This is a genomic window from Streptomyces sp. NPDC003697, from assembly GCF_053587115.1.
This window is the reverse complement of the sequence record NZ_JBSFNN010000031.1, coordinates 61505-72039: the sequence shown is the minus strand read 5'-3', so window position 1 is coordinate 72039 and position 10535 is coordinate 61505. Positions and strand designations below refer to the sequence as shown.

The 10535-nt window shown below is 75.7% G+C and carries 8 protein-coding genes and 2 pseudogenes; 4 read left to right on the top strand and 6 right to left on the bottom strand.

The window, feature by feature from the left end; all coding sequences use genetic code 11:
* Positions 1–208, bottom strand: a 208-nt coding sequence (locus ACWDNY_RS15410; protein ID WP_451646245.1) for a hypothetical protein, incomplete at its 3' end; no start/stop codon positions are given.
* A 298-nt stretch (positions 209–506) separates the two neighbouring features.
* Between ACWDNY_RS15410 and ACWDNY_RS15405 the strand changes: the two genes are divergently transcribed.
* Positions 507–2819 carry a ricin-type beta-trefoil lectin domain protein gene (locus ACWDNY_RS15405; RefSeq protein WP_451646241.1) on the top strand — a complete coding sequence of 771 codons (2313 nt, stop codon included), beginning with the start codon at positions 507–509 and terminating at the stop codon, positions 2817–2819.
* Positions 2820–2906: 87 nt separating this feature from the next.
* Here ACWDNY_RS15405 and ACWDNY_RS15400 read toward each other — a convergent pair whose 3' ends face one another.
* The 4 genes from ACWDNY_RS15400 to ACWDNY_RS15385 all read right to left on the bottom strand — a co-directional run bounded on the left by ACWDNY_RS15400 (position 2907) and on the right by ACWDNY_RS15385 (position 7948).
* Positions 2907–3395, bottom strand: a complete 489-nt coding sequence (locus tag ACWDNY_RS15400; RefSeq protein ID WP_451646244.1) for a universal stress protein — start codon at positions 3393–3395, stop codon at positions 2907–2909.
* 20 nt (positions 3396–3415) lie between these two features.
* Positions 3416–4666, bottom strand: a complete 1251-nt coding sequence (locus ACWDNY_RS15395) for an SLC13 family permease (protein WP_451646243.1) — start codon at positions 4664–4666, stop codon at positions 3416–3418.
* Between the two features lie 80 nt (positions 4667–4746).
* The gene (locus tag ACWDNY_RS15390; protein WP_451646240.1) at positions 4747–5433 is read right to left on the bottom strand and encodes a DUF4232 domain-containing protein; all 687 of its coding nucleotides are present in this window, start codon (positions 5431–5433) and stop codon (positions 4747–4749) included.
* Between the two features lie 133 nt (positions 5434–5566).
* Complete coding sequence (locus ACWDNY_RS15385; RefSeq protein WP_451646239.1) at positions 5567–7948, bottom strand: SpoIIE family protein phosphatase; 2382 nt, start codon at positions 7946–7948, stop codon at positions 5567–5569.
* Positions 7949–8303: 355 nt separating this feature from the next.
* Between ACWDNY_RS15385 and ACWDNY_RS15380 the strand changes: the two are divergent.
* Positions 8304–8590: pseudogene (locus ACWDNY_RS15380) on the top strand (hypothetical protein); the annotation flags it as partial.
* Between the two features lie 57 nt (positions 8591–8647).
* On the opposite strand, the pseudogene ACWDNY_RS15375 reads toward ACWDNY_RS15380, so the two are convergent.
* Positions 8648–8848: pseudogene (locus tag ACWDNY_RS15375) on the bottom strand (TetR/AcrR family transcriptional regulator); the annotation flags it as partial.
* 366 nt (positions 8849–9214) lie between these two features.
* On the opposite strand from ACWDNY_RS15375, the gene ACWDNY_RS15370 reads away from it, so the two are divergent.
* Together ACWDNY_RS15370 and ACWDNY_RS15365 are read left to right on the top strand one after the other, a co-directional pair.
* Positions 9215–10030, top strand: a complete 816-nt coding sequence (locus tag ACWDNY_RS15370; protein ID WP_451646238.1) for an aminoglycoside phosphotransferase — start codon at positions 9215–9217, stop codon at positions 10028–10030.
* Between the two features lie 258 nt (positions 10031–10288).
* Positions 10289–10534, top strand: coding sequence for a hypothetical protein (locus ACWDNY_RS15365; protein WP_451646237.1), 246 nt, complete (start codon positions 10289–10291; stop codon positions 10532–10534).
* The last annotated feature ends 1 nt before the right edge of the window (position 10535 follow it).

The window sequence follows — 10535 nt, the reverse complement described above, 5'->3', positions numbered from 1 at the left end:
TGACGTAGACGAGGTCGCCGGCGACGGACGGGGTCCCCCACACGTCGTTCGACATGCGGAAGCGCCAGGGGCGCCAGCCGGCGGCGGCCTCCGGGCTCCCCGGGGCCGGGGACGCCTGCCCGGCGTCCCCGCGCCGGCCCGCCCGCTGATCGCCGGCGCCCCGGAAAAGGGACGGAACCCGGGCGCGGCCACCGCGCAATTGCCCCACGGTTCGGAAGAGAAATCGGTGAAAGCACAGTCTTATTGACGAGACGTCAATCCAGGCCGTCCGCAAGGCAATAGGTGAGATCGCGGGATCCCTTGTTCAGCCGCATCCGGCTGTGCAAGGGTGTCCGCTGTGTCGGCATGCGGACAACGATCGTTTTCTCCGGCGTGCCGAGGCCGCTCCGTACGCCCCCCACGCTTCACAAGAGCCGCCGCTGGCCTACGTCCGAGCCGCAACGCTCCCCTGGTACGGACCGATTCCGCGGTGCTCATGGAGGAATGCAGCCGTGAATGAGGCAGGCATGTCGAATTCCCCCGAGCCGGTACGTCTGTTCGAGACAACGGACGAACAGTTGAGTGCCGAACTGAGGAAGTGGACCGGGGCCACCCCCGCCCTCAACCCCGTCGGCGAACTGCTCGACCGGCACTGGGAATCCGCGTTCGCCTACGCGCGGCTGTGCACCGACGGCACGCGTTCCGCCGGCATGCTCACCACCGCCGCGTTCACCCGGTTGTTCGGCCAGTCGCTGAGGCAGTCCGGTCCCACGGCGGCGTGGCGCCCCCAGATACTCGTCACCGTGCGGCGCATAGCGGCGGAGTGGAGCGCCGACCACCGCCGCGAGATGCTCCACCCCGACCTGAGAGCCGCGGCCGCCGACCGCGGAGGCATCGCCGCGCGCCTGCTGCCCCCGGCCGGCCGGCGTCTGCTGTCCCGGGCGTTCCAGCGGCTGCCCCAGTCGGCCCGCGCCCTGCTGTGGCACACCGAGGTCGAGTCCGACCCCCTCGCCACCCCGGCGGCGTTGCTGGGCCTGAACGAGGAGGGCGCGCGCATCGAACTGCGGCGAGCCCGGGAACGGCTGCGGGAGGAGTGCCTCCAGGTCCACCGCGAACTCGCCCCGGAGCAGGTCTGCCTGCGCTACGCGCGGCTGCTCGACGTCACCACCCGGCGCGGCGGCGCCGTCGACCCGGACCTGCGGGACCACCTGGCCGGCTGCACGCACTGCCGCCACACCGCCGACCAGTTGGGCCGCTTCGGCACGGACCTCGGAACCGCCCTGGCCGAAGGTGTGCTCGGCTGGGGCGCGCGGGCCTACCGGGCGTCCCGCCCGGGCGGGAGCGAGGAGCCCGCGGCGGGTGAGCCGGCCGTCCCGCCGGCCGCGGCGTCCACCGCGCCGTCCGCGCCCGCCGGGGGCGCGCCGCTCCCGCCCCTCGCGCCGGACGGCGGGTTCCCCGGGGCCGAGCCGCCCACGGCACCGCCGCAGGACGGGCTCCCGGGCGGTGAGCCGTTCGGCTCCACGGCGGCGCGCGTGCCCGCGGGAGGCGAGTCCTCCGCGCCCGGGTCGGGCGCGCCGCCCGTCGCCGGTGAGCCTTTCGGTGCCGGGCCGGGCGCGCCGCCTCCCGAGGGGGACCCTTTCGGGATGCCGCCTGCCGTGCCGTCCGCTCCGGACGGGTCTTTCGCGTCTGCGCCGGGCGCCGGGTCCCCGCCGGAAGGGCCGTTCGTGTCCGTGCCGGGTGCGCCGTCCGCCGTCGGGGAGCCCTTCGCGTCCTCGCCGGGCATGCCGGGAGGCGAGCCGTTCGTGTCCTCGACGGCCACTGCGGGGAAGCCCTTTCCGCGATCCCCGGTCGAGCGGCCCGGCCGCCGTGAGCCGGCCGGTTCGTCGGCCACCCGCACCCACGGCCGGCGCGGAGGCCCCGCACCCGGCGCCCGCCCCGCCTCCCGGAGGTCGGCGCACCGGGCCCGGCGCGCCGCGCGCCGCCGCAATCTCGCCGTGGCCGTCGCGGTCGTCAGCGGGATGGTCGTCCTGCCCCTCGTCCTGTGGTACGCCCTCGGCCCGGGCGACGGCACCGCCGCCGATGCCGACGGGCAGCCGTCCGAGACGCCCGGCTCCGCGGCCGGCGCCCCCACCACCGGGCCGTCCTGGGCGGGGTCCGGCTCGCCGGACCGGGACACCCTGCGCGGACGTCTGCGGAACGCGGCGTCCCGGCTGTGCGTCGGCGTCGTCGGCGGGAAGGCCGCCGTCGACGCGGAGACGGAACTGGCGACCTGCTCCCAGGAGTCGAGCCAGCAGTGGGTGTACGAGGCCGACGGGCTGCTGCGCAACGGCGCGGACCCCGCCCTGTGCCTGGACTCCCACCTCGGCTACTCGGTCCGGCTGGCCCCGTGCCCGGCCGCCTCGGAGCCGGGCGGCCGGAACGTCCGCTACGACCTCACCCCGCAGGGAGCCCTCGTGCCGCGGTTCGACCAGCGCCTCGCGCTCACCCCCGCGGCGACCGACGGCGCGGGCTCGCTCGTCCTCAAGACCAGGGCGAACGTCGCCACCCAGCGCTGGATGGTCGACGGCTCCGCGCCCGGCCTCCGGATGGAACGGGTCAACTGGGGCCGGGACGGTGCCCTTCCGAGCCGCTCGCCCGCCCCGGCCACGCCCCGGGCGACGGCCCCGGGGACGCCGCAGCCCGCGCCCACGTCACCGTCCCCGCGGCCGTCGCCCACGGCGTCGTACCCGCCCGGCGGCTGCTCGTCGTACGGTGATCCGTGCCAGGGCGCCGGGCAGCACCGTTGGGACGGCCGGCCGGGCTACGGGGGCGGCTACGGGGGCGGTTACGGCGGCCGCTAGGGCTTGACGAGACAACGAGCCCGGCACGCCGCGACCGGACGGCTGCCGCGGTCCCGACGGGCCCGGGCCACAACAGCCGCCGCCACCTCAGGGGCGGGGCGGGGGTGCGGGCAGTGTGGACAGGCCGGGGGCCCGCTCCGGCCAGACCAGCAGCACCGGGCAGGGGGCGTGGTCGACGGCGAACCGCGCGGCCGGCCCGAGGCTGTGCGGGCCGAGCCGGTCCCGGTCGCCGTCACGGGCCAGCACCAGCAGATCGGCGCCCTCGGCGGCCGCGACCACCACGCGCTCGACCCGCCCGGTCCGCTCCAGCCGCACGCACGGCCGCCCCAGCCGCGCGGCGGCCGCGCCGAGCAGTTCGGCGGCCGAGGTGACCCCGAGGGCCGCGAGCCGGTCACCCGGATCGCGCTCGGGGTGGCCGCGGCCGAGCAGCCCGGCGAACGCGCCGTGCGCCACGCCGGGCACCTCGGCGCCGGTGACGTGCAGCAGGACCACCTCGCGGGCGTGGGACGCGTGCGTGCGCACGGCGTCCACGCAAGCGGGCCAGGTCCCCTCGACGAGCCAGGCGATCACACGCATCCGGTCGGCCTCCCTCGGGCTCACAGCACCTTGAGCGACACCCACAGTGCCACCACGGCCGGGACGAGTGCGGACGGCACGGTGAGCAGCCCGAGCCGGGTGAACTCCCCGAGGTCCACGTCGTGTTCGTGCTGGTGCACGATGCGCCGCCACAGCAGCGTCGCCAGCGACCCTGCGTATGTCAGGTTGGGCCCGATGTTGACGCCCAGCAGCACCGCGAGGACCGCCCCGGGGCCGGCCGGGGCGGTCAGCGGCAGCAGCACGAGCACCGCGGGCAGGTTGTTGATCAGGTTCGCCAGGAGGGCGGCCAGCGCGGCGACGCCGAGCAGCGCGGGCAGTCCCGTGCCGTCGGGCACGAGGTGGCCCAGCGCACCGGCGAGCCCGTTGTCGACCACCGCGCGGACCACGATGCCGAGCGCGAGCACGAACGCGAGGAAGGCCGGAGCCGCCGCCCGCACCACCGTCAGCGGGGTGGCCTGTCGCCGCACCAGCGCCCGCACGGCGAGCACCAGGGCACCGGCCAGCGCCGCCCAGACCGGTTCGACGCCGAGCGTGGACGCCACCACGAAGCCCGCCAGTGTGCCGGCGACCGTGACCAGGGCGAACACTGGGGTGGCGGGCTGCTCGCCGGCGGGGGAGGCGGGCGCCGCGGCCGTCAGGTCCCGGGCGAAGAAGCGGCGGAACACCAGGTACTCGGCGCCGATCGCGACCAGCCAGGGCAGCGCCATCAGCCCGGCGAAGCGGGTGAAACCGAGCCCGCTGGCGGAGAACGCCAGCAGGTTGGTGAGGTTGGAGACCGGCAGCAGCAGCGACGCGCTGTTCGACAGGTGGGTGCAGGCGTACACGTGCGGCCTGGGCCGCACGCCCGTCCGGGCGGCGGTGGCGAAGACGACCGGGGTCAGCAGCACGACGGTGGCGTCCAGGCTGAGGACGGCCGTGATCACGGACGCCAGCGCGAACACCGCCGTCAGCAGTCGTGTCGGCCGGCTCCTCGACCAGCGGGCCATCCACGCCCCGCAGGCCCGGAAGAGCCCTTCGACGTCGCAGAAGTGGGCCAGGACCAGCACCGCGGCCAGGAACCCGACCACCGGTCCCAGCCGTTCCGCCTCCGCCCGCGCGTGGTCGAGGGAGATCGCGCCGGTGGCGACGGCGATCCCGGCCGCCGGGACCGCCATGACGGCCTCCGGCCATCCGAACGGGCGGGCGACTGCCCAGGCGAGGACCGCGGCGAGCAGGACGGCGGACAGGGCCTCGGCGAGCGGGGTGTTCAGGACTCGGTCCTCCGGGACACGTCAGGGGGTGCCCGCCCATGAAAGCAAACCGCGGCGGCAGGCGCGCCGCCGGACGCGTCTCAGCCGCCGGAGCCGGGCCGGAGCACCGTGAGGCGTACGGAGGACGCGTTGCCGCCCACGGGGACCTCGCCGGCCGTCCACCTCACGGTGAGGGGGTCGCGCTCGTCCGGTGGGGTCAGGAGCAGCGCGGCGGGTGTCGCCGTCCTCGCCCCGCTGACCTCGGGACTGGAGAACGTCAGGCCCGCCCAGGCGCTGCCGCCCGGCTTCAGGGTGACGGTCGTGGGCGAGCCCGCGGAACGCTGGGGATCCGGTCCGAGCTGCTTGCCGGAGCCGTCCACGAAGGCGGCGCCGGGGAAGCCGCGCACGGTACAGGTGCGGCCGGAGGCGTTGGTGAGCACGACCGGGAAGTTCTCCTGGCCGGCGCCCGGGTCCTCACGGCCCACCGACGCCCGCAGCTCGGAGGTGTGGCAGCGCGTGCCGACGGCGGCGCGGGCGCTCCCGGCGGCCGTGGCGGCGTTCGTCCCCGTGGTGCCGGGTGTGCCGGCCCCGTCCGGCGCGGTGGTCCCGGCGGGCGCCGCGCCGCTCGCCGGGCCGGTGCCCGCCGACGCGGCCGTGTCCGGCGGTGTGCCGGCGCCCGTGTCCGCCGTGCCGTCGCCGCCGCAGCCGGTGGTCAGGCCCAGTACGGCGGCCGCGCCCGCGAGCAGGACCAGCCGGGACGGGCGTAAGGACGAGGACGTGTGTGCCATGTTCACCACTCCTGGGGATGCACCGCACCCGGTCGCGGGTGACGTCACGTACTGAACTGGTGACCCGGACGGTGCGGAGTATGCGGCCGGCGCCCGAGGACCGCACCGGCGAGGCGCCGCGTCCCGCCCCGGATCACTTCTCGTCGCGCAGGCTCAGCTCCGCCCAGATGGTCTTGCCCTCGTGCGTGTGCCGGCTGCCCCACCGCCGGGCGAGCTGCGCGACCAGCAGCAGACCGCGGCCGCCCTCGTCCCACATCTTGGCCCGCCGCGGGTGCGGGGCGGTGTGACTGCTGTCGGAGACCTCGCAGATCAGGGTGGACTCGTCGTGGATCAACCGCAGCCGGATGGGCGGGGTGCCGTACCGGATCGCGTTGGTGACCAGCTCGCTCACCACCAGCTCCGTGACGAACGCCGCGTCGCTCAGCCCCCACTCGTCCAGCTGCTCCAGTACCTGCTTGCGGATGGAGGCGACCAGGGACGGGTCCGCGGGGATGTCCCACGTCGCCACCTGGGAGGCGGGCAGGCCGCGGGTGCGGGTGAGCAGCAGGGCGACGTCGTCGGGGGCGCCGCCGGGCGGCAGCAGGGCGCGCAGGACCCTGTCGCAGACCTCCTCCAGGGAAGCGGAGGGATCACTCAGCACGTCGCACAGCAGCCGGTGGCTCTCGTCGGCGTCCCGGTCGGGGCTCGCGACCAGCCCGTCGGTGTAGAACGCGAGCAGGGTGCCCTCGCGCAGGTCGAGCTCGGCCGACTCGAACGGCGGTCCGCCCAGCCCGAGCGCCGGGCCGTCCGGCAGTTCCAGCCGCCGGGGCGGGCCGTCCGGTGGGACCGCCACCGGCAGCGGATGCCCGGCCCGGGCCAGCGAGCAGTGGCGCGAGACCGGGTCGTACACCGCGTACAGACAGGTGGCCCCGACCTCGCGGCCGTCGCTGCCGGCCTCGGCGGCCATCGCGGCGACCAGGTCGTCGAGGTGGGTGAGCAGTTCGTCGGGGGCGAGGTCGAGGTCGGCGAGGGTGCGCACGGCGGTCCGCAGCCGGCCCATCGTCGCCGAGGCCTGCAGCCCGTGCCCGACGACGTCCCCGACGACCATCGCCACCCGCATCCCGGACAGCGGGATGACGTCGAACCAGTCGCCGCCCACCTCGGCCCGCGCCGCCGGAAGGTAGCGGGAGGCCGCGTCCACGCCGGCCGTGCGCGGCAGGGTGCGGGGCAGCAGACTGCGCTGGAGGGCGAGCGCGGTCTCGCGCTCGAGCGAGTAGCGGCGCGCGTTGTCGAGGCAGAGGGCGGCGCGGACCGTGATCTGCTCGGCCAGCAGGACGTCCTCGGAGGTGAACGGGTCGGGCCGCCGCTCGAAGCGGGTGAGGACGGCGACGCCGAGGGTCAGCCCCCGCGCCCGGACGGGCACCGACAGGGTCGTGTGGACGCCCGGCCGCTCGGCCTGCCGGCTGCGCTCCGGATCCTCGGCGACCCGCTCCTCCAGGTCGCCCGGCCCTCGCGACACCACGATCGACTGCCCTGTCAGCAGGGAGGCGGCCTGCGGCGAGGTGGCGGGATAGGTCCGCACCTGCCCCAACGGCACGACCGCCTCGGGCTCGCCGGGGTGGACCGAGCGGTGGGCGGCCCTGCGGAGGGCGACCGGCGCGGTGGCCGGTCCGGCGGACGGCCCGACGTCCTGCCCGGCGAAGTCCAGCAGGTCCACGCTGACGAAGTCGGCGAGGGCCGGGACGCAGACGTCGGCGAGTTCCTGCGCCGTCCGGGTGACGTCGAGTGTGGTGCCCAGGCGCAGGCTCGCCTCGTTCACCAGGCGCAGCCGCTCCTGCGCCCGGTACTGCTCGGTGAAGTCGTGGGCCGCGACGCACACGCCCCGCACCCGCCCGGCGGCGTCGGTGACGGGGGAGATGCGGGCCAGCCAGGCGTTCACCCGGCCCTCGGCGCCCATCAGCACGTACGTCCGCATCTCGTCCGCCCGGCCGGTGGTCAGCACCTGCCGCATCCGGCGTTCGAGGCTCTCGCTCTCCGCCCTGTCGCCGATCTCGGGCAGCCGGAGGCCGCGCAGGCGTTCGCCGGGGGCACCCAGCACCTCGGCCATGGCCGCGTTCATCCCGTGCAGGCGCAGCCGTTCGTCGTAGACGGCGACGGCGCAGGGGGACTGCATCAGCTCGGCCCGGGACAGCGGGTCGTCCGGTCCCGGCGGCGGGCCGTCCCGCAGGGGCGTGACCAGCAGCCAGCCGCCGCCGTCGTCCGGGCGCCCGCGGTGCGCGAGCACCCACGCGGACACGGTGTGCCCGTCGCGGTGGCGCAGGCCGAGCGTGCCGTTCCAGGAGCGCGCCCCGCGCGCGGTGGGCCCGGGGGCCCGCGGACGGGCGACGAGCAGGTCGGCGGCCGGCCGGCCCACGACCTCCTCCGGGGTCCAGCCCAGCAGGCGGCGCGCGCCCTCGTTCCACTCGGTGAGGACGCCGTGCTGGTCGACGACGGCCCGTGCCGTGGCGGCGTCGTCGAACGGAAACAGCGGGCTCATCGTCGCCACTCCATCGCGCACGTACTCACCGTGAACCGGTGCGCCACCTCGATCCCAGCGTAGGTCTTGTCCGGCGATCCGTTTCGCCCCGTCCCGTCCCGGCCCGGCAGCGCCCGGCGCCGTGCGTCCCGGGGCGGGGCGGCCCTCGGGTTCGGGGGTCCCGGCCGGGCGCCCGTGCGGCTTCTTCGCGGGCGTGACGGCGGCCGTTCCGGCGGGTCGCGAGGGAGGGCGGCGCAGGCAGGTGTGTCCCGGCTCTTGACGATCGGGAGCCTTATACCATCAGAAACTGTTCGTTATCGGGCAATTGTGAGGGGTTCTGAGCTGTGGTGAGGGAGAGCCGTGTCGGTCACGCGGTGCCCGACGCGGCGGCAGGGTCGTGGCCGCCGACATCCTGCGCACCGCGGGGCAGCCGCACGCCGTGCGCCTCACACCCGACCGCACGAGCCTCGCGGCCGACGGCCGCTCCCCGGCCTTCGTCACGCGGAGGTCGTCGACGCACGCGGAGTGGTCGTGCCCGACGCCGAGCACCTGGTCTCCTTCGGCATGTCGGGCGGTTCCCTGGCCGACCTCGACAACGGCCGCCAGGAGAGCGCCGAGCGCTACGGGACCGCCACCCGCACCGCCTTCTCTGCGCACGGGCAGCGTGACGCTGCGCACCCCACCCGTCAGCCGGGCGGCGTCGTCTCTGAGCGGAGCCCTCTACTCCGGCGCCACGATGCGCTCCACTGCGGCCGTCACCAGTTGTTCACGCTCCTCCTCCGTGAAGACGTCCGGGAGGGTGAGCTGTTCGACGATCAGCCAGTTCAGCGTCAGGGTGAGCAGCTTGACGGCCGTGGCGTCGCCCGGGAGGCCGGAAGCCTCGTGATAGGCGACGTTGGCGTCGATGTCTGCTCGGACTCGCGGACCAGAGGAAGATGCCCGCGATATGGCCTCCGGTCAGGTGGATGGTCACTGTCTTCTCGTAGCGGGTGGCGATGCCGCGCCACTGGGCGGCTCCCGGGTGCGGCTGACGCTGACGATCCGTCATACGGCTGAGGCGCGGGGCGCGGTGCGGATCAGCAGGCTGGAGGTGCCGGCCGGCCGATGCCGGGTCCGCGCCGCGGCGGGGAACCAGGCAGGAGTTGTCAGGACACCCGTCCGGTTTCGGTCACCTTGCGGTCGCAACGGTGCCTACCGGTCCGTATCCCTGCCGCGCGCGCCGCCTCGGTCGTACGCTGCCCGGGGCAGTGCCGCCCCTGCCGTCACGAAACGAGGAAACCGCACCCCGTGTCCCTGCCGCGCGTGTCCTTCGACGACCTGCCCGACGTCGCCCGCCGGGCCGTCACGAGCCGGACCGGTACCGTCCGGGCCGTCCGCGCGGCCGGAGGCGGTTCCGACACGGGCGTGGCGGTCCTGCTGGACACCGGCGCGGGACGGGTCTACGTCGAGGGTGTTCCCGCCGGTCAGCCGCACGTGGCCGAGCGGCGGCGCGAGATCGCGCTGAACCCGCACCTGCCGGACACCTGCCCGCGCCTGCTGTGGCACACCGAGGCCGGCGGCTGGGTGCTCCTCGGCTACGAGGCCGTCGAGGGCCGCCCCGCCGACTACACCCGTCCGGACGACGTGGTCCTCGCGCTGGCCGCGCTGAAGCAGCTTCAGCAGGTCACCGCGCCGTGCGGCGTCGAGGTGGGGACGGCGCCGGAGCGGTGGGGCAAGTACGCCGACGACGGCGAGGGCGCCGCCTTCGACGGCGACACGCTGCTGCAGGCGGACTGGGCGCCGGCCGACGTGCTGATCGGCGCCGGGCGGGCCCGGGTCGTCGACTGGGCGCGGCCCACGCGGGGCGCCGCCTGGATCGACCCGTTCCTGCTGGCGCTGCGTCTGACGGCGGCCGGGAACAGCGCCGCCGCCGCGGTCAGTTGGGTCCAGCGGGTGCCGTCCTGGCGGGAGGCCGAACCGGAGACCCTGCACGCCTTCGCGGTGGCGGTCTCGCGTCTCTGGCACGACATCGCCGCGGAGGATCCCGCCCGGGCGAAGGTGATCCTGGCCCAGTGCGCCGAGCGGTTGGCGACCTGGCTCCGTGTGCGGTGGGCCCCCCTCTGACCGGTCCGCCGGGCGGCCTCGCGCCGGGCGGCCACGACACTCGTCCACGACACCGCCCGTACCCGGCGCGGTGGGGGTGCTGGGGGCCGACGGGGGTATCCGGTCCTGCTCGTGGCCGGGTGGCGCTGAAGCTGTCGGCCGGCGGAGTGACGCTCGGCTGCGTCGCGGGTGGTGTCCGAGTGGCCCGGCGGTACCCGGGGTCCACCGGTGTGACCAGGCCGGATTTACGGGAAAACGCCCGAGCGGTACCGTGATGGCATGCCAGCTCTCAACGTGGAGTTCAGTGACCGCGAGCTAGAGGATCTGCGGCAGATCGCCAAGGAGCGCGGAACGTCGATGAAGGCGCTCGTGCGCGAGGCGGCCGCGGCCGACATAGCCCGGCACCGTGCCCTGCAGGAGGGCGCCGAGGCCTTCCGCCGGTTCTTCTCGACCCACGCCGACGAGTTCGCGGCCGCGTTCCCCGAGGACGAACGACCCACGAAGGGCGAAGGGCGGGCCGCCTGAC

What these genes read in the sequence shown, in the direction of transcription:
- ACWDNY_RS15405 (WP_451646241.1), top strand. Translation starts at nt 507, where the DNA reads ATGTCGAATTCCCCCGAGCCGGTACGTCTGTTCGAGACAACGGACGAA.
- ACWDNY_RS15400 (WP_451646244.1), bottom strand. Translation starts at nt 3,395, where the DNA reads ATGCGTGTGATCGCCTGGCTCGTCGAGGGGACCTGGCCCGCTTGCGTG.
- ACWDNY_RS15390 (WP_451646240.1), bottom strand. Translation starts at nt 5,433, where the DNA reads ATGGCACACACGTCCTCGTCCTTACGCCCGTCCCGGCTGGTCCTGCTC.
- ACWDNY_RS15385 (WP_451646239.1), bottom strand. Translation starts at nt 7,948, where the DNA reads ATGAGCCCGCTGTTTCCGTTCGACGACGCCGCCACGGCACGGGCCGTC.
- ACWDNY_RS15365 (WP_451646237.1), top strand. Translation starts at nt 10,289, where the DNA reads ATGCCAGCTCTCAACGTGGAGTTCAGTGACCGCGAGCTAGAGGATCTG.